This window comes from Flavobacterium amylolyticum (assembly GCF_048284335.1).
Classification (GTDB): Bacteria; Bacteroidota; Bacteroidia; order Flavobacteriales; family Flavobacteriaceae; genus Flavobacterium.
The window spans coordinates 386931-410221 of sequence record NZ_JBLVPG010000001.1; the positions used below are offsets into that span (position 1 = coordinate 386931).

The following is a 23291-nucleotide window of genomic DNA, read 5'->3' on the forward strand; positions in this document are numbered from 1 at the left end:
ATTATCTTAATTTTAAAGTAACAATTGACAATATGGCCAGCATAATAGCTACAATCCAAAATCGAGTAACAATTTTACTTTCGTGATACCCTTTTTTCTGATAATGATGATGTAAAGGTGACATTAGAAATATTCTTCTGCCTTCGCCAAAGCGCTTCTTGGTATATTTAAAATAACTGACTTGAACCACTACTGATAAATTTTCGACAAGAAAAATTCCGCATAAAAGAGGAATCAACATTTCCTTACGAACTGCAATCGCCAAAACTGCAATAATCCCACCTATTGTTAAACTCCCAGTATCTCCCATAAATACTGATGCAGGATAGGAGTTGTACCAAAGAAACCCGATCAATGACCCAACAAATGCGGCAATAAAAACCGTCATTTCACCAGAACTAGGGATGTACATTATATTCAGATAATTGGAAAAAATAATATTTCCCGAAACGAATGTAAATATCCCCAAAGCAAGGACCGAAATAGCTGAAGTACCAGCAGCCAATCCGTCAATTCCATCTGTTAAATTAGCCCCATTAGAAACAGCAGTAATGATAAAAATTACTACTGGAATAAAAATTAACCAAGCCCATTTTTCATATCCCTCCCCAGTCCAAGCCAATAATTCGGCGTAATCAAATTCATTATTTTTAAAGAAAGGAATTGTTGTAGCAGTCGATTTTTCTTCAATTGGCGCAGGCACTACGACTGTGCTCGTTGGCGTTTTAAAAACATCCGAAGTGGAGGTATCTGTACGAATAGTAACACCTGCATGAAAGTACAAAACAGTACCAACTATTAATCCTAAACCTACTTGACCCACCACTTTAAAAATACCTTTTAAACCTTGTTTATCTTTTTTAAAGATTTTAATATAATCATCGATAAAGCCTATAGTTCCCATCCAAAGTGTGGTAACAATCAACAAAACTATATAAATATTATGTAATTTTGCAAAGAGAAAAACGGGCACAAGGGTTGCGAAAATAATGATTAATCCTCCCATCGTTGGGGTACCTGCCTTTTCATTTTGCCCAGCTAATCCAAGCTCTCGAACTGTTTCACCAACTTGCTGTCTTTGTAAAAAACTGATTATTCTTTTTCCATAAATGGTAGACAAAAGCAATGATAGTAAGAATGCAAGTGCTGATCTAAAAGTAATGTACTGAAATACACCTGTTCCCGGGACATCTACTATTTTGTCTAAATATTCAAATAAATAATACAGCATACAGTTTGTTTATTTGGTTAATCGTTGAATTGTTAATTTTGAAACTATTGATTTTGAAACTATTTGACTAAACAAGGAATCAAATCATCTTTTTTAAACACTTACTTTCCTATTTGATCTAACAGCTCTTTCACAACCTTCATATCATCAAAATCATGACGAATTCCACTTATTTCCTGATAGGTTTCATGTCCTTTTCCTGCTATTAAAATGATATCATTGGGCTGAGCCAATTGACAAGCCGTTTTTATGGCTTGCTTTCTATCCGTAATAGCCAAGACTTTTTTATAATTTTGAGGTGCAACTCCTTGTTCCATTTCACTGATAATTACCTCAGGATCTTCGTTTCTAGGATTATCTGAAGTAAGAATAGCTTTATCACTCAAATCACTGGCAATACCAGCCATGATTGGACGTTTTGCTTTATCTCTATTACCTCCGCAGCCTACAACAGTGATTAGTTGTTCATTTTTGGTACGAATATCATTGATGGTCTTTAGTACATTTTCTAAAGCATCCGGCGTATGGGCATAATCTACGATAGCAGTGATATTTGAAGCCGAAACAATAAATTGAAAACGTCCCGAAACACTTTCTAAATCAGATACTAATCTTAATACTTCAAGGCTTTCCATTCCTAATTCAACCGCAGTACCGTAAATGGCTAATAAATTATAGGCATTAAAAGTTCCTATAAGTTTTACCCAAACATCATTACCATTTATTTTTAGCAACAATCCGGACAATTGATTTTCTAAGATTTGTGCTTTATAATCGGCGTATGATTTTAAAGCATAGGTCAATTTTTTTGCTGCAGTATTCTGCAACATTACTTGCCCATTTTTATCATCAATATTGGATAATGCAAAGGCATTTTTTGATAAATTATCAAAAAATGATTTTTTAACATCTCTGTATTCTGCAAACGTAGGATGATAATCCAAATGATCGTGAGACAAGTTGGTAAAAACACCCCCTACAAAATGCAATGCTTCGGTTCTTTTTTGATGAATTCCATGAGAACTCACTTCCATAAAACAATATTCAACACCATTGTCTACCATTTCACTCAAAAAATGATTTATCGTAATCGAGTCAGGTGTGGTATGTGTCGCTTTATATTCTTTTTCATCAACCATTATTTTTACAGTGGAAAGTAATCCAACTTTAAATCCTGCCTTTTTAAACAATTGATACAACAAAGAAGCAATGGTCGTTTTACCATTGGTTCCGGTAATACCAACCAATTTCAAGTTTTGAGATGGATTTCCAAAATAGTTTGCAGCCATAAATGCTACCGCTGAATTCGTATCTTTTACCAGAACGTAAGTGATTCCTTTTTCAATAACTGTAGGAAGGGCATCACATACAACTGCTACTGCACCTTGCTGAATTGCTTTATTTATAAAATCATGACCGTCCGAAATAGAGCCACGAATAGCGACAAAAACATCATTTATTCCGATTTTTCTGGAATCGAAATCAATGGTGTTGATTGCAATATCCGTCGATCCTTTTACGCTTTCGATAGCTACTTTATACAATATGTCTTTTAGTATACTCATGATAATTCCAATAGTATCGTTGTGTTTTTCACTAAACTCTGTCCGGCTTGAAGCGATTGCTTTTTCACTTTCCCAACACCGATAATTTTTACTTTCATTCCTAAATTACCCAATAATGCGACGGCATCCATTCCTGACATACCTTTCAAATTGGGAATAAGTTGTTGCTTATTTTGAGTGATAACAAAATACGAGTCGTAATTGCTCTCTTGTTTTGGAATTTTTCTGTCTAAGTTTTTTATCTCATTGGTCGACGGAGCATCAGTAAAAATCTTTTGTGCAATCCTCTTAAAAACTGGGCCTGCTACGTCTGCACCATAATAATTATTGAGTGCAGTACTCGGCTTGTGCACTACTACTATACAAGAATACATCGGTTTATCTGCGGGGAAGTATCCCACAAAAGACGAAGCATAATATTTTCCAACTCCACCAGCCTTTCCGTAATTCACAGCCGCTGTCCCAGTTTTTCCTGCCATCGAAAAATCCTTAGAATATAATTTCGAAGCCGTTCCCTTTTTCACAACATTAGCTAGAACTGCCTTTAGTTTTAAAATGGTTTCTGGTGAGCAAATTCGAGGATTTAAAACTTCTTTCTCATATTTCTTGATAGTTCTGTTCCATTCTTTAATTTCAGAAACGAACTGAGGTTTAACCATCTCTCCGTCATTGGCTACTGCATTGTAAAATGCCAATGTTTGCATAGGTGTAATAGAAACACCATATCCAAAAGCCATCCACGGAAGCGAAATATTTGACCAATTCTTATCACTTGGTTGCGGTATATAGGGCTTTCCTTCCCCTTTAATCGAAAGTCCCAATGGCTTGTTTAGTCCAAAATTATTAAGATGATTTACAAACTGTGAAGGGTTATTTTTATAGTTATCATAAACTGCTTGAACCATAATTGTATTCGACGAAACCTCAAAACCTCTTGCTAATGAGATTTTACCATAACCGCCTTCATGAGAGTCCCGTACTTTTTTTCCAGAATAAACAATTATTCCCCCTTTACTATCATAAACAGTACTGGTATCTGCTTTTTTATCTTCAAGAAGAGCCATTAAATCTGCTAATTTATAGGTAGATCCTGGTTCATGAGATTCCGCTACTGCATAATTTGTTGTTTCATAGTAAGTTCCGTCTTTTGCTCTTCCTAAATTTGAAATCGCTTTTACGTGCCCTGTTTTAGTCTCCATAACTACCACACAACCGTGATCCGCTTGATACAATTCCAACTGTTTTAGCAACGCGTGATGCGCAATATCCTGAACATAAACATCTATTGTTGAGATGACATCATAGCCGTCTTGTGGATCTACTTCATTGATGTCACGAATGGGTTTCCATTGCCCTTTTGCAATTTTTTGCTTTAAAATCTTGCCATCTTTCCCATTCAGGTATTTTCTAAAGGCCCATTCGATACCTTTACCGTCTAGTGACTCACCGTTAGACGTTCGCTCATAACCCACGGTACGCTCAGCAATTTTACCTATGGGATGTTCCCTTACAGTTTCTTGCTCTATTATAATTCCTCCTTTATAAGCTCCCAAATTAAACAATGGAAAACCTTTGATCTTAAAATATTGAGTATAGCTCAAATTACGGGCTATCAGGTAGTATCTATTTTTATTTGCTCTGGCTTTTCGAAGTTCGTTTTCAAAAAAACTGGATGACTTACCCAGAACCAAAGCCAATGAATCGGATAATAACTTTACATTTTTTTCGAATGCTTCAGGTCTTGGAGTAACAGCATCAAAACGTATTTCATAATTCGGAATAGAAGTAGCCAAAAGACTTCCATCCGCAGAATAAATATTTCCTTTATTAGCAGGAATTACAAAGTTTCTAACCGTTCTTTCTTTAGCTAACTTCCTGTAGTAATCCCCTTCAACCCATTGGATATTTGTCAACTTTACAGCAATAGCAATGGCCATCAAAAAAATGACAAAAGCTACCAGATAAATTCTGTAGGATATGTATTTATCTTCTATTGCCATATTTTGTCTAAGATGTTTTTCTCTTTTTCTTTTTTAACTTTAATTTTTGTTGGCGGAACTGTTGACGGAAAAATTTCTTTCTCTATCATTTTTTCAGAGACTGTAGACTCCATTCTCAATTTCATTAGTTCAGAACGCCTGTCCACAAACTCTGAACGCAATTCTTTGACCTTATTTGTTAACTCAACAATCATGAAAACTTTTTGCTCAAATCGTTGTGTATTTGCGATCATAACAATCGCCAAAAGAATTATAAAAACAATAAAACGCCAGTTCTTAACAGCGTCATCATCTATAAGAAATTTTGCTTTTAATAGGCTGTAAACTCCGTTTTTCATCACTAATTATCTCTTTTCAGCTATTCTTAACTTAGCACTTCTTGCTCTATTATTATCTTTTATTTCCGCGTTATCAGGTACAATTAATTTTCCAATAGTTTTAAATGGGACTGAAAAATTACCAAAAAAATCTCGTTCCGGCTCTCCTTCAAACAGGCCATTTTTTACAAACCTTTTTACTAATCTGTCTTCTAAAGAATGATATGAAATTACACTTAATCTCCCATTAGGATTTAACACCTCTAATGATTGCTCCAAAAACTCTTTCAAAACATCCATTTCTTGATTTACTTCAATTCGAATAGCTTGATAGATTTGTGCCAATATTTTATTCCTAACTCTTTCCGGCAAATATTTCGCTAAAACGGATTTCAATTCATCTGTTGTCTTGATGGGCTGTTCGTTTCTGGCTTCTACAATTGTTCGCGCCAAAGCAGGTGCGTTTTTCAATTCGCCGTAATCCAAAAAGACTCTTTTTAAGTTTTCCTCATCATACTCATTTACCACTCGAAAGGCGTTTAAATCATTTTTCTGACTCATTCGCATGTCCAATCCAGCATCAAAACGAGTAGAAAAGCCTCTTTCAGCAACATCAAATTGATGTGAGGATACTCCCAAATCAGCTAAAATTCCATCCACACTTTTTACCCCATAAAAGCGTAGAAAACGTTTTATGAATCTAAAATTCTCATTAATAAGTGTAAATCTTTCGTCTGGTAAAGCATTTGCCAAAGCATCTTCGTCTTGATCAAAAGCAAATAATTTCCCATTTGGTCCAAGTCTTTTCAAAATTTCTTTTGAATGACCGCCGCCACCAAAAGTTACATCTACATAAATGCCATCAGGCTTAATATTTAAACCATCTATTGATGCTTGAAGCAAAACCGGATTATGATATTCCATTGTTGTCGTCATTTATATTTCCCATTACTTCTTCAGCTAAGTCAGCAAAATCAACATCTTCACCACTTATTGATTTTTCGTACAAGTCTTTGTCCCAAATCTCTACGATGTTTACCGCTGATGAAAACACTACCTCTTTTAGTATACTAGCAAATGCAACTAGATCCTTCGGCACTAATAATCGCCCTAACGCATCAATTTCAACTACTTTGACTCCAGCGGTAAACCTGCGAATGAAGTCATTGTTTTTCTTAACAAACCGATTTAGTTTATTAATTTTTTGCATCATCAAATCCCATTCCTGCATCGGATATAATTCCAGACAAGGCTGAAAAACGGAACGCTTCAAAACGAACCCGTTTTGAAGTGAAGCTGCCAACTGCTTTTTTAAGGGCGCTGGCATAAGCAGCCTTCCTTTAGCATCGACTTTACATTCATATGTCCCAACAATTGTATCCAAGCAAAAAGTATTAAATGATATAAAGCAAAAATATAAAAAATATTACCACAATTTACCACTATATACCACTTTGTTAATAAGTTTAACCACTTTTAGATAAAAACCCTTAATTTATGTACAGTCAGAACATTAGCTCTAGTTTGTTTAATTTGTAAGAAACATAATGTTATAAAAAAAAGACAATAAAACAGAAGTTTTTTTGTCTTTTAAAGAGTAGGAATAAAGATTAAAACGAATTAAAATAATCTATTTTATTTCAAAAAAACCATTCTATTCATAAACAAACTAAGAGAATTTTACAATTAAAAATTGTTGTAAAAATTCATTTTTATATATTAAATCCTATATTTGTCAAAATTGAAAATCTGGATTCAAAAAAATGGAAAAATACTATAAAAAAGAAGGTAGATACAGTTATTATGAAGCTGGAGAGGGAACCCCAATAGTCATCTTGCATGGACTGATGGGAGGACTAAGCAACTTTGACGCTGTTGCTAGTTACTTTTCTACGAAAGGATATAAAATAATCATCCCAGACTTACCAATATACACTCAAAATATTTTGAAAACGAATGTAAAAAGTTTCGCAAAATATGTTAAGGATTTTATCACATTCAAAGGCTTAGAACGTGTAATACTTTTAGGAAATTCATTGGGAGGTCACATTGCCTTGTACCATACTAAAATGTATCCAGAAAAAGTTTCGGGTTTAGTTATTACCGGTAGTTCAGGACTTTACGAAAGTGCCATGGGTGACAGTTATCCCAAAAGAGGCGATTATGAATATATCAAGAAAAAAGCGGAAGATGTATTTTTTGATCCAAAAGTAGCTACCAAGGAACTTATTGATGAGGTATACGAATCTGTAAATGATAGGATAAAATTGATAAAAACACTGACAATTGCCAAAAGCGCTATTCGTCATAATATGGCAAAAGATTTGCCAAAAATGCATGTTCAAACCTGCATTATTTGGGGAAAAAATGACAAAGTTACTCCACCGGATGTCGCAGAAGAGTTTAATAAATTACTACCCAATTCTACCTTATACTGGATTGACAAATGCGGGCATGCGGCCATGATGGAACATCCTGATGAGTTTAATCGATTACTAGAAGACTGGTTAACACATACCCATTTAGCCGTACACTAAACTAAAAAAGGAGAATTTTATACCCCTAAAAAATGAAAATTAATACCGCCGAATTTGTTATCAGCAATTCTGATGTAACTAAATGTCCTAAAGACTTTTTGCCTGAATATGCTTTTATAGGTAGATCAAATGTTGGAAAATCCTCATTGATAAACATGATAACGAACCAGAAGAAACTAGCAAAAACATCTGGAAGACCTGGAAAAACTCAACTTATTAATCATTTTTTGATTAATAACAATTGGTTTCTAGTCGATTTACCTGGATATGGCTACGCTAAAGTTTCTAAAAAAACAAAATCTATTTTTCAGGAATTCATCACTGATTATTTTGAAACCAGAGAACAATTAGTGTGTGCTTTTGTTTTGATTGACATTCGACATGAAGCGCAAACCATCGATATTGAATTCATGTCCTATATGGGAGAAAGCGAAATTCCTTTTTGTATTGTTTTCACCAAAGCTGATAAAATTAGTAAAGTAAAAATAGATTCACATGTTGCTGCATACAAAAAGAAAATGTTTGCAAATAACTGGGCCGAAATGCCTCACTATTTTGTAACCTCAGCTACTGAATCTACCGGTAAAGAGGAATTATTGAGTTATATAGACGAAGTAAATCAAGAAGTCTTCAAAAACAACAGCTAGTTTTTAAAAAACCGACTTATCTTAGAGTTAAATAAAAAATCCCAAAAATTAATAATTTAATTTTTGGGATTTTTTGGTACCAGTTATTTTGTCAACTCCAATTTTTCGGCAAAATAATCACAGAAATCCTTCATAGTGTCCGCCATTTTTTCATCATCTGTAGCACGTTTGAATGTTTCGGACATCGCTACCAAAGTCTGATGAAAGAAAATTTTCATTTCATCAACTGGCATATCTTTGGTCCATAAATCAATTCGCATACTTTCTTTAGCCTTACTATCCCAAATCGACAACATGATGGCTTTAGCCTCTTCTAGCATAACGCCACCGTCTTGAGCGGACCACATTAATTTTTCCGGAACACGATTTTCGTCTAATTCAATTAGAAATTTAATTTCTGATGTGTTTTTATCTGACATTATTTTTTGGGTTTGTATTTTGATTTAACAAATATTTCTTTGGCACTTTTTTGAAGTAAATCAGCAACAGGCACTTCATTATTCTTAGCATACGATCGTACGATTTGCCAACCTATCCAGGCTCCTACTTGTCCTGGGGATTCATTATCGATTTCCAAATAAAATTTAGAAAATGGGGCTGGATTAATAAATCGTGGGATTAATTTTTGATCATTGCTGTACAGCATTTCTTTTTCAATAAAATAACGCCACATATAGCTCTCATTTTCTTGACACCATATTATTTGTTCCGGAGTATAGCCCATTTTTTCAGCATCCGTATAGTCCGGCAAAAGTAAGTCTTTTAAATACAATTGCTTTCCATGATAAATCATTTGACTCAATAAATCTTTGTCCGTTACAGCGGGGATTTTACGTATGGAAAAACTGGAAACCACATCTGGAGCAATTTGCCTTTGTTCAAAATTTTGTTTTAAATAGTTGGGAAACTGATAAAACTTATGATTCTTTCCTAAATACAATTCAAGTGAAACGATCACGAGGCTGTCCGCATAAATAGCTTTATTATTATAATCCATTTCAGATATTATAGTAATTATTTTTGGCGTCTTTGTTTGTGGAAAGTAATATTTGATATGTTTAAAAAGAAGTTCTAACTCAACTTTTACAGGTTCAAAATCAGTATATTTTTTTTGAACTTCTGAATATAATTCCCTCCAAATGGGATCTTGCATTTTATTCAACCACACACTGTCATCATTTCCAACAGGAAAAAAAAATGGAAATTGTTTTTTTACATTCTCTAAATCCTGCGGTGCAGTTTCAAAAAATATTTTATCAAAACGCTCTACTTTTATATCCAAAGGAATGGCTGCTACGGTGCTTTCAACTTTATTTTTCTTATCACAAGACAAAATAAAGAGACAAAAGACTACAGGAAACAGATATTTTTTCATATATATTAATTAAATTTGTTACCAAAGAATCCTAGGAAACCAATGCATAACGAATTGATTTTGCAAATATACATTCCTGGTTTTAATACCTAAACTATTATGACTAAAAAAAGTACAATCCAAGTTGAAAAAGTAAATACTCAAATTGTAAACTGGTTAAAAACATATGCTGAAAATGCAAAAGTAAATGGATTTGTAATAGGGATTTCCGGTGGAGTCGATTCAGCAGTCACCTCCACACTTTGCGCCCAAACAGGATTTAAAGTATTGTGTGTAGAAATGCCCATACATCAAGCCAAAAGTCATGTAACCCGTGGACGAGAACATATTGAACAGTTAAAAAAAAGATATCCTAATGTAACGAGTATCGAAACTGATTTGACTACTGTGTTTGAAACTTTCAAAAAAGCCGTACCTGATGATTCTGATACAGCAAAATTACATCTATCCCTTGCCAATACGCGTGCTCGATTGAGGATGACATCATTGTATTACTTAGCGGGCATTCACGGTCTATTGGTGGCTGGGACAGGCAATAAAGTGGAGGATTTTGGTGTAGGTTTTTACACAAAATATGGTGACGGTGGAGTAGATTTAAGTCCAATTGCAGATTTAATGAAATCTGAAGTCTATCTTTTGGGAAATTATTTAAAAATCCCTAAATCTATTTTAGAAGCAAGTCCCACAGATGGATTATTTGGTGATGACAGAACTGATGAGCAACAATTAGGAGCTAGTTATGATGAATTAGAATGGGCGATGTTAAAGGATGAATCTGGAAACTCTGCTGATAATTTTTCAGGTAGAGAAAAAATTGTTTTTGAAACTTACAAACGATTAAACACCGTCAATCAACATAAGATGAGAGCAATTCCCGTTTGTTTAATTACAAAAGAATAAAGTAACAACATTTTATATTGATTTACAATTAATTACAGAATTTATTTATTAATTTTACATTTCCAATTACAAACAATTCTAAAAATTTAAAATTATGATTAAAGTATGTATAGCCGATAATTATCCTGTTGTGCATTTTGGAGTAAAATCTTATTTTAAAGATAATGCAGACATCTCAATAGTTGCCAATGTGGGCAATTTCTTGATGGTACGGGATATACTTCAAACAAAAGACATTGATGTATTAGTATTAGATTTGGAGCTGGAAGGTCTTTCCAGTATTTTTGAGGTCAAAGCGGTCTTGAAAAATTTTCCAAAAACAAAAATCATTATCTTCAGTGGGCTTTCAGAACAGATTTATGCGCCAAATGCCATAAAAGCCGGAGTATCTGGCTTTGTGCATAAATCCGAAAAGTTAGAAACTTTAGGTATTTCAATTATCAAAGTCTTCCAAGGCAAGATAATCATGAATGAAACCGTAAAGAAAAACTTAGCCTTGATTGCGAAACAAAGTAAGAGTGAGCGCTTGTATCGTAAACTATCTAATCGCGAGGTAGAAGTATTACGTTATTTAAGCGGAGGAAAAAAGAATCATGAAATAGCTGATATTTTAAACCTTAACGAAAAAACGATTAGTACCTACAAATTGCGTTTGCTTACAAAATTAAATGTTACTAATCTTGTGGATTTAGTAGACAAAGCAAAAAAATTAGAAATTGTTTAGTAATATCTAGACATTACCCTTCCTAATTTTTTAGAAAAAGAATGGATTAGTGTATTATAGTCCATTACCATTGACAAAGGCTCTGTGTTATCTGAATTTGGTTCAGATGACAGAGAGCTTTTTAATTCTTCGATTATTTTACCCACTAAATACCATCTCAAGGTTAAAATAGTTTCTGAAACATCTTGCCCTATCGTATCATTTTTTGATTTCGGAAAAATATTCTGTCCCACCCAATCGTGTAAAACAACCCGCTCATCTTCCATCAAAATATCGGTTACCTCTTGCGCAAAGTCAGCGTTCAGGTGCATCAAATACTGTTCTAAAGTGAAACGCTCATTTTGATGATAATAATTAATTAAATCATTAAATATGTCTCGAAATAAAGGATTTGCCAATTCAACCTCGTCTTCTTGTAAACTCAGATAGATTCGTTGGTATACTTTATATTCTTTTTTTTCTGTGAGGGTTTCGATCTCCCCTTCGCTATTTGTTTTTAAAAAAGTATCTTCAAACTCTTCATTTTTATTTCCATAAAGTAAAAGAATCTCAATTATTTTTCTTTCTAATCGATATAAAATATCTACTTTTTCAGCTTCAATTGGGTCTTCATTTTTTACAATTTCAAAAGCTTTTTGTTCTTGTTTTTGTTTTTTCCCAACTTCAGCAACATCTTTTTGAACTAATTGCGCTAAAGTACTTAATAAAACTTGTTCCGAAATATCCATAATCCGAGAACATTCCTGAATGTAAATTTCTCTTTGAATTCTATCCGGTATTTTAGAAATACTCACGACCATATCCCGAATCAAATCCGCTTTTTTTACTGGATCATTCTTGGCTTCATTCATCAAAAGCGAGGCTTTAAACTGAATAAAATCTTTTGCATTGTTCTCCAAGTACAATACTAAATCCTCATAAGAATTTTTCTTAGCAAAACTATCCGGATCTTCTCCGTCAGGAAATGTGCATACTTTTACATTCATCCCTTCTTCAAGAATCAAATCGATTCCTCGGATAGAAGCGCGCAAACCGGCAGCATCCCCGTCAAAAAGAACGGTAATATTCTTTGTCAATCTATTGACCAATCGGATTTGATCTGGTGTTAATGCAGTACCGGAAGAGGCAACTACATTTTCAATTCCAGATTGATTGAACTGGATCACATCTGTATATCCTTCAACCAGATAACAATTATTCAACTTAGCGATTGATTGTTTGGCTTGAAAAATACCATACAGCACTTTACTTTTATGGTAAATTTCGCTCTCCGGGGAGTTTAGGTATTTTGCGGCTTTTTTATCGTTGGTCAAAATCCGACCTCCAAAACCAAGTACTCTTCCAGACATACTTTGTATTGGAAACATTACACGGCTTTTGAAACGGTCGAAAGGCCTGTCTTCTCGTGCAATTGTCAAACCTGTACTTTCGAGAAACTCTAATTTGTATCCTTTACCCAAAGCTTCTTTTGTAAAAGCATCCCAAGTTTCAGGAGAATACCCCAATCCAAATTTCTTTATGGTTTCATTCGTAAAACCGCGTTCTTTAAAATAAGAATACCCAATAGCTTTACCCTCTTCGGAGTTTAAAAGTGTATCATGAAAATAGATTTTTGCAAATTCCGAGACCAAATACATGCTTTCCCGAACATCAGTATTGGCTTTTTCTTCATCGGTTTGCTCTGTTTCTTCAATTTCGATATTGTATTTTTTGGCCAAATAGCGAATCGCCTCCGGATAAGTGAACTTTTCGTGCTCCATTAAAAAAGCCACAGAGTTCCCTCCTTTTCCAGAACTAAAATCTTTCCAAATTCCTTTGGCAGGTGAAACCATAAAGGACGGAGAGCGCTCTTCAGAAAATGGGCTTAAGCCTTTCCAGTTGCTCCCGGCACGTTTTAATTGTACAAAATCACCAATTACCTCCTCTACTCGAGCAGTTTCGAAAACAGTATCTATAGTAGCTTTTGAAATCAATTTATTTATTTTAAAAATCCAAAGTTACAAAGTTTAGTTAGACTAATTATTCATTAAAACAATTTAAATACAATAAAAAGAACAATGTTTTACACCTTTAATTCTCAAAGTTACGGTTCTAATACCCTATAAAAGTCGTTGTAAATTATGTTTCTTTTTTTTAATCCATAATTAATAATAGATACATTTCCATTTACAATAAAATTAGCGTTATTTTGCATATTCGTTTGCTAATAAAGCATTTAATTTGTTGTTTTATAAGTAGTTATTACAGGTAAATTGGCACATTAATTCTAAATAAAAAATCTACTCCATTTTGTTTAACAATAAAAATTTTCAACAAGAATTAAGTCCTCTTCTATCGTTTATAGCAGAACTGTGTAAAGTCCCATTTGTTGCTATCACGCTAACTAATACTGACACACCTACTTTTATTGCTAAAACAGGCTTAGATTATACATCTACTATTCCTAAAGGTTTACAGCTTTATAATGAAGAAATAATTAGAAAAAAAAGCATATGTATCTTTCCCGATATAAATGAAGATCCAACTAACAAAATAGCTAAGAAGACTATATTAGATGATTTCTCATTTTTAGCTGGATTACCTATATCTAACAACAACATGGATTGTATAGGAACACTATGCATCATGGATTCTAATGCCAAAGAACTATCCGAAACAGAATTAAAAACATTAGATTATTCCGTTTCACAAATTCAAGCTACGATCAAATTATGGCAACAAAATTATATTTTAGAAAAGGAAATTAATGCCAAAGAAACTCAATTTCAAATATTTATTGACAATTCAAAAGAGATTATTTATGAAATTAATTCAGACGGAATAATCACTTATGTTTCTACAAACTGGACAACTCATTTAGGACATCAACCTGACGAGATAATTGGAAAAAAAAGCTTTCTGCTTATGCATCCTGATGATGTAGAAATGGTTAATACTTTTTTCAATACAATTGATTCTACACAAATATTAAACGAAATAACCTATAGAATTTTACACAAAGATGGACACTATGTATGGCATGCAACTAGTATAATTTTATCTGTAAAAGAAGGAGAGAAAATTTATAGAGGAAATTGTAGAGATATAACCGAATATATTGAAGCACTTCAAAAAATTGTAGTACAAAAAGAATTTTATGAAAAAATATTAGATAGACTTCCTACAGATGTTGCCGTTTTTGACAGTAATTATAGATACACCTATCTAAATTCATCTGCTATTAAAAATGACGAACTAAGAAAGTATATTATAGGGAAAAATGATTTTGAATATGCAAAACATACGGGTAGAGATGACACATTTGCAAAAAGCAGACGGCTTAAATTTTTACAAGCATTAAAATCTAAAAATTTAATTGAATGGGAAGATAGTATTGAAAGTCTTAACGGCCAAAAAACCTATCACACCCGAAAATTAACTCCTGTTTTTAAGGAGGATGGAACCCTTGAAATGATGGTAGGTTTTGGTGTTGACATTACCGAGAGTAAGAGCATTCAGGAAGAAATTCTTAAAAGCAGACAACTCACTCAAAGTATTATTCAGAATGTGGCCGTAGGTATTTTGGTACAAGGCCCCCAATCTGAAATATTAGAAAACAACAAAGCCGCATGCGAAATGCTCGGTGTTACAGAAGATCAATTACTTGGAAGAACTTCGTATGATGATCATTGGAAAGTAATTCATCTTAATGGATCTACTTTTACAGCAGACCAATACCCAGTTTCTCAGGCAATAAAAAAATTAAAACCAATAAATAATATTGTCATGGGTATTCATCGCCCGATGTACAATGATTTAGTTTGGTTATTAGTTGATGCCATACCTGTATTTGGTGATTGCGCTGAATTGCTCTCTGTAATATGCTCCTTCAATGATATTACGGCACTAAAAAATGCTGAGGATGCACTAAAAATAAGTAATGAACGGTTTATTTATTCTGGTGAAGCTACATCTGATGCACTCTGGGATTGGAATATAGCTACAGATGAAATTTTTGTTGGGGGGAGTTATTGCGATCTTTTTGGACATCAATTTGAGAACAATATTATAAAAAGACAAGAATACGAAAATTTTCTTCATTCAGAAGATAAAGTATCCTATCTCGAATCACTCACCAAAGCCTTAATTAGTAACACCCACAAATGGTCGTTTAAATACCGATATTTAAAATCTGATGGCACTTATGCCTATGTAAGTGACAAAGTCGTAATCATTAGAAATGAAGAAGGAATAGCCATTCGTATTATTGGTGCTATGCAAGATATTACAAATGAAAAAAAGCTGAAAGATGAATTACAACAAAGCGAAGAACAATTTAAAGGAGCATTTGAGAATTCAGCAGTAGGAATGGCATTAGTAACTCAAGCGGGCTATTATAAAGAAGTTAATTATAGACTTTGTAAGATGCTAGGATACTCAAAAAAAGAAATGAAATTTTTAACATTTCAAGAAATAACCTACTTCAAAGACTTAGAGATTGATCTTAAATATAAAGAACAATTAGACTCCGGAAAAATAGCTAACTTCAGTTCCGAAAAAAGATTTTTACACCATGATAAATCGATTGTATGGGCGCAAATGTTTGTATCATTAGCTAAAAATGATAAAAATGAGATTAAGCATTACATCATTCAAATAATTGACATTACTAAAAAGAAAACAATAGAATTTGAAAACAAATTATTAATAATAGAAAACAACCGAAATAAAAACAATCAACTTAAAGAAGCAAAAAGCATGTACCGTCTGTTGGCCGATAATACAGTCGACTTGGTGTGTTTACATAATTCGAACACCATTTTTGAATACATTTCACCCTCCATAAAAAAACTCTTAGGCTATACCCCTGAAGAGCTAATAGGCAAATCTCCTTTAGATTATGTTCACCCTGAAAATTTAAAAGAATTGTTAGAAAAATTTTATAACTTCATAGAAAAGAAAAATGATGAATCTGTGCAATGTAGATTTTTAACCAAAGAAGGTGATTATAAATGGCTAGAAACTAAAGCTAGTATCATAACTGACAATGGTTTGACTATAGGTTTTCAATCCAGTAGTCGAGATATAACTCAACAGAAAGAAGCCGAAGAAATAATAATAAATACTTTGACACGAGAACGAGAACTAAATGAATTACGCACCAATTTAGTTTCAACCATTTCGCACGAATTCAGAACTCCTATGACTACTATAAGGACTAGCGCTGAATTAATTTCTATGTATTTAGAAAATCAAAACTTAGTAAATGGAGAACGTTTACAAAAACGTGTTACTATCATTACAGAAGAAATTGATCGAATAGTTGAGTTAATGAATGCGGTATTGACAATTTCAAAAGAAGATTCTGGAAAAACAGATTTTAATCTTATACAATTCGATTTAAAACAAATTTGCCTTGAAATAATCGACATTTACTATATCGACAAAGTAAATCATCCAAAGGTAATAACTAACTTTACCGACCATATTTTTACAGTCAATGCTGATCGAAAATTAATGGAATATTCTATTTTCAACATCCTAAATAATGCTTTTAAATATTCCGAAGAACGTAAAGATGTGATTCTAAATCTTTTTATCAAAGAAAATATGATTTTCTTGGAAATTATTGATTCCGGTATTGGCATTCCTAAAGAAGACCAACTTAAATTATTTAATACTTTTTTTAGAGCGAGCAATACCAATGGAATTCAAGGTACTGGATTAGGGCTTTATATTGCAAAAACTTTTATCGAAAAAAATTCAGGTACGATACAATTAGAGAGTGAATTAGGAAAAGGATCTAAAATAACTTTGCAGTTTCCGTTTTATAAATCAGAAGCATAACTCTTAATTATTATAGATAATCAGAGAAGGATATAGATAAGCTCCCGATAGAAAAATTTTCATTTTAGTCCATTTTACTATAAAAATTAAAAAAAGGAACGATTTTCTAATGATTAAAACACAATTAAGAGTACAAATAATATTTTAGTATAAATAACCAAATATTTAAAAAATTGTGATGTTAAATACTGCAAAAAATAATTATAATATTTAACTAAAGAGTTTTATTTTCACTACACTTACATAATGTATTAAAGAGAGTATTGTTTTTGAGCCAGAATTGTGTTTAAATACTGATTCTCTCTAATTCATTTTACATAAGAACTTACCAAAAGCAGCTTACCTTAACTAATTGTAATTTTTTCCCAAAAAAAAACCTAAATAAGCTGCATGGTAAGAATAATCTTTAATTATCAGGCAATAGTAAGATTCTAAATATGGATACAATGTTTTATGCGTATAATTTATAAAAAAATACTGCTGATTTATATTCAAACAAATTTTTAATATCTTGTTTAAATCACAGTAACTGGAAAAAATCTAGCTTTACTTACTCTGCAGTTCTTATTTGCATATCGAGTATTTAACATTTTCTTTAAATTAAATTTTATCTATAAAAGATTTAAAAAAAGATTTATTTTCATTTTGAATTAGTTTTATATAGTTTCTAGGAGTTGCATTAAGATAAGACTTAAAACTTGTAGAAAAATATGAAAATGAACTAAATCCGGTTTCGTCTACTAAATATTGTATATTTTTCTCCCCTAAATGAATGAGTGTAACGGCATAATCTAATTTAAACTCTCTAATGTATTGACTAATATTTTTATTAGTAAGTTTACGAATTCTTTTATCTAAGGTTGATTTACTTATAAACAGCTGACAGGACAATTCATCAATATCAACTTTTCGTTTTAAATAATTTACAAGAATTTCATTTAACGAAGTCAAAAAATCTTTCTCGGACAATTTTATTGTAACTTTTGAAAATGGATCAGGCGCATATTTTTTTTCTATATTTTTTTTAAGTTCAATTATATTTTTGATTTTAAAAATCAATTCCTTGATTTTAAAAGGCTTCATTATAAAATCATTAACTCCATTTTCTAATTGCTTAAATTTTATATCATCATCTACATTTGCAGTAATTATAATAAACGGGACAGTTTTAAATTTATTATTTTGTCTTATTTTTAAAAATAATTCTTCACCTCCCATAACTGGCATCATTAAATCACTTATAATGACATCAGGGATATTTTTTTGCAAATGCTTCAGTGCTTCATTTCCATTTTTTAGCCAATAAACATCAAAATTACTCAAAACTAATAATTCCAAAATGGAACTTCCTAAAGCTAAATCATCTTCTATAAAAACAATTTTTAATTTCTGCTTTTCCATTTTACTAAATTAACACTTTCTATTTTAATCAAACGTCTTTTTATTTTAAACTATCAGTAATTAAATCCTTTTTGAGTTTTATTAAAAATACTTTTACAAAGTAATTTAAATTTTGATTAAAATTCTAAAAAATAAAATTATAGGTACTACTAATTATTAAATTTCAAACCCTCATATTGGGATTTGTAATATCCACTACTTTTTTAAAAGAATTTCATTTTTTAAATTTTCTAAAACGCAACAATATAAGTATTACACAATATTTATGAAAGAATTAAATACCACAACAAAATAAAATTAAACTTTCCTTATGAACAAAAATAAAATTCTTTTAGTTGACGATGAATTAAATTTGAGAGAAACTATTACAGAACTTCTTACCTATCAAAATTACGAAGTCAAAACTGCAACTAACGGTCAGGAAGCCTTAAATTTATTGGAACACTGGATGCCAGACTTAATTATTTGTGATATAATGATGCCAGTAATGGATGGCAATACACTATATGAAATAATTAAAGACACGCAGTCATTAAGCCCAATACCTTTCATTTTTTTAACCGCAAAAAAAGAACCTAATTTAAGGAGAAAATCTCTTCTTGATGGCGTTGATGCGTTTATATCGAAACCTTTTAAGATAAAAGAATTAATAATTATAATTGAAACCAAAATAGAACGATTTGAGAAAATCAAGAATGTTTATAATAATTTGTATATCGGCAAAAAAAAATCCTTTTTACATGAAATAAACACGCCGCTAAGTGGAATTTTAGGTTCAATAGAACTTCTAATCGATTATGAAGAAAACCTTGACAAAAAGGAAGTTTTAAGTTTTTATAAATCGATTAAAATATCAGGAGATAGATTGAATCGAACTATGCAAAACATAATTCTCTATCAAAATTTAAAAAACAATACTCTCAATTTTAACGCTGAATCCCATTCCGAAATATCCTCTATTTTTTCGAACGTGAAAGAAACACTCTTCCGAATTTATGAGAATAAAGAAAAACGCATCAATTTTGAAATTGACAAAGCTAACATAAGAATTAGCAACCATAACTTATATTTTATTCTTTTTGAACTAATAGATAATTCCCTTAAATTTTCGCCAGACAATAAAATTGTGATGATATCAGGCACACGCTTTAATGAAAACTTCTATGAATTAATTATCCGAGATTTTGGGATTGGATTCAACGAACAGGAATTAAAAAAAATTGGTGCAGCACAACAATTCAATCGCGAAGAAAGAGAGCAACAAGGATTAGGATTAGGTCTTTTTTTGAGCAAAATTATCATAAAGAAATCTGAAGGTATTTTTAGTATAATTTCAAAAGAAAATGAAGGTACGATAATAAAAATATTTTTGCCTTTATATAAAAATACGATCTTTGACTAAAGTAGTAATTATAGTACTGGCAAACACTTAACATTTTTAGAAAAAATTGGAGGTTCAATTATTGTTCTGTCTGCCGATTATTCTCGACAACTAACTGGATAAATTTATTTTCCCGCTGGATGTAAGGCAATTAATTTTGAAATCTTTACAAACTGTTACTATTATCATAGACGAGTTACAACCTAAAAAGGTTGCATGATGAATAAAAAAATAAGATTTATATTTTGTTAGAACGACATTACGGAACTATTTTTTTCTTTCAATTACATAATTAACCATCAAAATGAGCGCTTCTTTAAACTCTGAATTAGGATAATTATTCAACAGTAAAAGTGCCTCTTGCTGGAAATCAACCATTTTTTGTTCTGCATAAAGTAATCCATTATTGTTTTTCACAAAAGCAATAACTTCTTTAACACGTTTTTTATCTTTATTGTGGTTTTTAATGGAATTGATAAGCCATTTTTTTTCTTTTGAAGTACATGTATTCAAAACGTGAATAAGTGGTAAAGTCATTTTTTGTTCTTTGATGTCAATTCCCGTTGGTTTACCAATTGCATCTTCGGTGTAATCAAATAGGTCATCTTTTATTTGAAACGCCATCCCGATCAGCTCTCCAAATTTTCGCATGTTTTCTACTTGAATTTCATCTTCGATAACGGATTTAGCCCCAAGAGCACAACAAGCAGCAATAAGTGTGGCTGTTTTTTTTCGAATGATTTCATAATAAATAGCTTCGGTAATATCCAGTCTTCTGGCTTTTTCTATTTGAAGCAATTCTCCTTCACTCATTTCGCGTACAGCGACTGAAATAATTCGTAGTAAATCAAAATCACCATTATCAATAGAGAGTAATAAACCTTTAGATAATAAATAATCCCCAACAAGTACGGCTATTTTATTTTTCCAAAGTGCATTAATCGAGAAAAAACCCCTACGTCGGTTGCTGTCATCTACCACATCATCATGAACTAATGTTGCAGTATGGATTAATTCTATAACGCAGGCGCCCCGATACGTTCTCTCGTTGATCATTCCTTGGGAAACCATTTTTGAAGTTAGAAAAACAAACATAGGACGCATTTGTTTTCCTTTTCTATTAACTATATAATAAGTAATTCTATTCAACAAAGCCACTTTTGAAGTCATCGATTCATAGAACTTTTTTTCAAAAAGTTCCATTTCATCGAAAATAGGCTGTTTAATTTGAGAAGTCACATTCATTAGAATTCAAAGATACTATTTTAAATAAAAGAACGTTATGTATTTTATCCTAAGTGTAGAATTCTTTAAAATTCAATAATCAAAAAATATTAAAAAAATTTACATAAACAATTGATACAATGTATATTAAACCTGATAATATTGTATTTTTACACAAAAAAAAGAGAATTAACTTAAAATTTTAATTATGAAAACAAAATTTTTATTTATTACTGCGTTTTTATCTTTGTCGTTTTTTAGCAGCTGTGACACAAGTGAAAAAATCGATGATACTACAGCTTTGTCTATTAAAGAAATTACAGTAGATTCTAAAATTGATGCATCCGTAGATGATGTTATGTACATTGTTGAAGATCAATATTCCGTTCAACAAAGCGCTTCGAATAAGTCAAGCGTAGCGATCAAGAGCATTCTCCCGGCGTGTACAACTATTACCACAGTACTAGTAAGCGGAACTTGGACCAGAACTATCGATTTTGGATCAGAGGGCTGTGCTCTTCCAAACGGAAACGTGTTGAAAGGAAAAATTATAATTAGTTTTTCAAATGATTTTACGAGTATGTCAAGAACTTTGTCTTACAGTTTTGTGAATTTTTATCACAACAACAAACTCTTGCAAGGTAATAAATCCATTAATTACTCTTTAAAAAGTACTGAATTACTGGCTTCGATTCATCCGGTGTCAACTTTTACAGTTGACATGAAAATTACTTTTGATGATGGTAAAACTTATACCAGAACAGGAACTAAAATCAAAGAGATGATTGAAGGATATAACACCCCTCTTAGTTGGGAAGACAATGTTTTTCTAGTTACTGGTAATGGTAGTACTTTGTTGCCAAATGGGACTACAATTAGCACTTTAATTACGGCACCTTTACGCTATGTAATGCGTTGCAAATTACCTTTTCCAGTTCAAGGTATTATTAAAATTACTAAAAATGATTCAGAAGGAATATTAGACTACGGCACTGGTGAATGTGATAATCTTGCAACTATAACTATTGGCGGAGTTACTAAAGAAATAGTTTTAGAAAAATAAAACTAAAAAGCATTACGATTAACGTTAAAATCTTAATGCTTTTTTTATACTTCTTTGTTGGCCAATTGCCCGCAAGCGGCATCTATGTCTTTTCCTCGGCTACGCCTAACTTTTACCACAATCCCACTTGCTTCTAATGCTTTTATATAATCATTTATAGATTCTTCTGAAGCTTGTTGAAATTCTCCATCGTCAATTGGATTGTATTCGATCAAATTCACTTTGCAGGGAACATATTTACAAAACTTCACTAATGCATCTATTGAGGCTTTATTATCATTGATATCTTTCCAAACTACATATTCATAGGAAATTTTACTTTTAGTCTTTTTGTACCAATATTCTAATGACTCGCGTAAATCTGCTAATGGAAAATTAGCACTAAAAGGCATAATCCGAGAACGAATTTCATCGATTGCAGAATGCAACGAAACAGCGAGTTTAAATTTCACTTCATCATCCGCGAGTTTTTTAATCATTTTTGGTACACCAGAGGTTGAAAGCATAATTCGCTTGGGTGACATCCCTAAGCCTTCCGGTGAAATAATCATTTCTATGGCCTTTAATACGTTATTATAATTCATGAGTGGCTCTCCCATTCCCATGAAAACAATATTCGATAACGGATGATTGTAATACAAACGGCTTTCTTTATCAATGGCAATTACTTGATCATAGATTTCAGCAGGCTCCAGATTCCGCATTCTTTTTAATCGCGCTGTAGCGCAAAAGCTGCAGTCTAAACTACAACCCACTTGACTCGAAACACACGCTGTTGTTCTTGTATTTGTAGGTATCAAAACCGATTCGACCACCAAACCATCGTGCAAACGTACTGCATTTTTAACGGTGCCATCCTCACTGCGCTGCATCGTATCCACTTTAATGTGATTGATGACAAAATGTGTTTCCAGCACAGTACGTGTTCCTTTAGAAACATTAGTCATATCCTCAAACCTATGCGCACCTTTGCTCCACAACCATTCATAGACTTGATTTCCACGAAAAGCCTTGTCTCCATTTGTAACAAAAAAATCACGTAATTGTTCTTTTGATAAAGATCGTATGTCTTTTTTCTCGATTTCCATGGTGCAAATTTA

Annotated in this window: 19 protein-coding genes; 7 read left to right on the forward strand and 12 right to left on the reverse strand. The window is 32.1% G+C overall.

Annotation, left to right across the window (positions count from 1 at the left end):
* Position 1: 1 nt before the first annotated feature.
* The 6 genes from mraY to mraZ form a co-directional block, all read right to left on the reverse strand.
* The gene (mraY, locus tag ACNQF9_RS01745; protein ID WP_417958538.1) at positions 2 to 1231 is read right to left on the reverse strand and encodes a phospho-N-acetylmuramoyl-pentapeptide-transferase; all 1230 of its coding nucleotides are present in this window, start codon (positions 1229 to 1231) and stop codon (positions 2 to 4) included.
* A 101-nt stretch (positions 1232 to 1332) separates the two neighbouring features.
* Positions 1333 to 2796, reverse strand: a complete 1464-nt coding sequence (locus tag ACNQF9_RS01750; protein ID WP_417958539.1) for a UDP-N-acetylmuramoyl-L-alanyl-D-glutamate--2,6-diaminopimelate ligase — start codon at positions 2794 to 2796, stop codon at positions 1333 to 1335.
* Positions 2793 to 4796, reverse strand: coding sequence for a penicillin-binding protein (locus tag ACNQF9_RS01755; RefSeq protein WP_417958540.1), 2004 nt, complete (start codon positions 4794 to 4796; stop codon positions 2793 to 2795). The genes ACNQF9_RS01750 and ACNQF9_RS01755 overlap by 4 nt, the downstream gene beginning before the upstream one ends.
* A complete protein-coding gene (locus tag ACNQF9_RS01760; RefSeq protein ID WP_417958541.1) occupies positions 4787 to 5134 on the reverse strand; it encodes an FtsL-like putative cell division protein in 348 nt (115 codons plus the stop codon). The genes ACNQF9_RS01755 and ACNQF9_RS01760 overlap by 10 nt, the downstream gene beginning before the upstream one ends.
* A gap of 6 nt (positions 5135 to 5140) precedes the next feature.
* On the reverse strand, positions 5141 to 6049 hold the full coding sequence (rsmH, locus tag ACNQF9_RS01765; protein WP_417958542.1) for a 16S rRNA (cytosine(1402)-N(4))-methyltransferase RsmH: 909 nt from the start codon (positions 6047 to 6049) through the stop codon (positions 5141 to 5143).
* Positions 6024 to 6497 carry a division/cell wall cluster transcriptional repressor MraZ gene (gene mraZ / locus ACNQF9_RS01770; RefSeq protein ID WP_417958543.1) on the reverse strand — a complete coding sequence of 158 codons (474 nt, stop codon included), beginning with the start codon at positions 6495 to 6497 and terminating at the stop codon, positions 6024 to 6026. Before mraZ ends, rsmH begins: the two co-directional genes overlap by 26 nt.
* A gap of 379 nt (positions 6498 to 6876) precedes the next feature.
* Here mraZ and ACNQF9_RS01775 point away from each other — a divergent pair, with 379 nt between their 5' ends.
* Together ACNQF9_RS01775 and yihA are read left to right on the forward strand one after the other, a co-directional pair.
* Positions 6877 to 7650, forward strand: coding sequence for an alpha/beta fold hydrolase (locus ACNQF9_RS01775; protein WP_417958544.1), 774 nt, complete (start codon positions 6877 to 6879; stop codon positions 7648 to 7650).
* A 32-nt stretch (positions 7651 to 7682) separates the two neighbouring features.
* On the forward strand, positions 7683 to 8297 hold the full coding sequence (yihA, locus tag ACNQF9_RS01780) for a ribosome biogenesis GTP-binding protein YihA/YsxC (RefSeq protein ID WP_417958545.1): 615 nt from the start codon (positions 7683 to 7685) through the stop codon (positions 8295 to 8297).
* Positions 8298 to 8380: 83 nt separating this feature from the next.
* Here yihA and gldC read toward each other — a convergent pair whose 3' ends face one another.
* Together gldC and gldB are read right to left on the reverse strand one after the other, a co-directional pair.
* A complete protein-coding gene (gldC, locus tag ACNQF9_RS01785) occupies positions 8381 to 8716 on the reverse strand; it encodes a gliding motility protein GldC (protein ID WP_417958546.1) in 336 nt (111 codons plus the stop codon).
* Positions 8716 to 9672 carry a gliding motility lipoprotein GldB gene (gene gldB, locus ACNQF9_RS01790; RefSeq protein WP_417958547.1) on the reverse strand — a complete coding sequence of 319 codons (957 nt, stop codon included), beginning with the start codon at positions 9670 to 9672 and terminating at the stop codon, positions 8716 to 8718. The genes gldC and gldB overlap by 1 nt, the downstream gene beginning before the upstream one ends.
* A gap of 99 nt (positions 9673 to 9771) precedes the next feature.
* Here gldB and nadE point away from each other — a divergent pair, with 99 nt between their 5' ends.
* Together nadE and ACNQF9_RS01800 are read left to right on the forward strand one after the other, a co-directional pair.
* Positions 9772 to 10572, forward strand: a complete 801-nt coding sequence (gene nadE, locus ACNQF9_RS01795; protein WP_417958548.1) for an NAD(+) synthase — start codon at positions 9772 to 9774, stop codon at positions 10570 to 10572.
* A 94-nt stretch (positions 10573 to 10666) separates the two neighbouring features.
* Complete coding sequence (locus tag ACNQF9_RS01800) at positions 10667 to 11296, forward strand: LuxR C-terminal-related transcriptional regulator (RefSeq protein WP_417958549.1); 630 nt, start codon at positions 10667 to 10669, stop codon at positions 11294 to 11296.
* Here ACNQF9_RS01800 and dnaG read toward each other — a convergent pair.
* On the reverse strand, positions 11293 to 13269 hold the full coding sequence (gene dnaG / locus ACNQF9_RS01805) for a DNA primase (protein WP_417989512.1): 1977 nt from the start codon (positions 13267 to 13269) through the stop codon (positions 11293 to 11295). The genes ACNQF9_RS01800 and dnaG overlap by 4 nt on opposite strands.
* A gap of 316 nt (positions 13270 to 13585) precedes the next feature.
* Between dnaG and ACNQF9_RS01810 the strand changes: the two genes are divergently transcribed.
* The gene (locus ACNQF9_RS01810) at positions 13586 to 17122 is read left to right on the forward strand and encodes a PAS domain-containing sensor histidine kinase (RefSeq protein ID WP_417958551.1); all 3537 of its coding nucleotides are present in this window, start codon (positions 13586 to 13588) and stop codon (positions 17120 to 17122) included.
* Positions 17123 to 17722: 600 nt separating this feature from the next.
* Here ACNQF9_RS01810 and ACNQF9_RS01815 read toward each other — a convergent pair.
* Positions 17723 to 18523 (reverse strand): response regulator, encoded by an 801-nt coding sequence (locus ACNQF9_RS01815; RefSeq protein WP_417958552.1) that lies wholly within the window; start codon positions 18521 to 18523, stop codon positions 17723 to 17725.
* 310 nt (positions 18524 to 18833) lie between these two features.
* Between ACNQF9_RS01815 and ACNQF9_RS01820 the strand changes: the two genes are divergently transcribed.
* Positions 18834 to 19925, forward strand: coding sequence for an ATP-binding response regulator (locus ACNQF9_RS01820; RefSeq protein ID WP_417958553.1), 1092 nt, complete (start codon positions 18834 to 18836; stop codon positions 19923 to 19925).
* A gap of 246 nt (positions 19926 to 20171) precedes the next feature.
* Here ACNQF9_RS01820 and ACNQF9_RS01825 read toward each other — a convergent pair whose 3' ends face one another.
* Positions 20172 to 21149, reverse strand: coding sequence for a polyprenyl synthetase family protein (locus tag ACNQF9_RS01825; RefSeq protein WP_417958554.1), 978 nt, complete (start codon positions 21147 to 21149; stop codon positions 20172 to 20174).
* 187 nt (positions 21150 to 21336) lie between these two features.
* Here ACNQF9_RS01825 and ACNQF9_RS01830 point away from each other — a divergent pair, with 187 nt between their 5' ends.
* Positions 21337 to 22191: a hypothetical protein gene (locus tag ACNQF9_RS01830; protein ID WP_417958555.1), complete on the forward strand. Its 855-nt coding sequence runs from the start codon at positions 21337 to 21339 to the stop codon at positions 22189 to 22191.
* A 44-nt stretch (positions 22192 to 22235) separates the two neighbouring features.
* Here ACNQF9_RS01830 and rlmN read toward each other — a convergent pair whose 3' ends face one another.
* Positions 22236 to 23279, reverse strand: a complete 1044-nt coding sequence (gene rlmN, locus ACNQF9_RS01835; RefSeq protein ID WP_417958556.1) for a dual-specificity RNA methyltransferase RlmN — start codon at positions 23277 to 23279, stop codon at positions 22236 to 22238.
* Positions 23280 to 23291 lie beyond the last annotated feature (12 nt).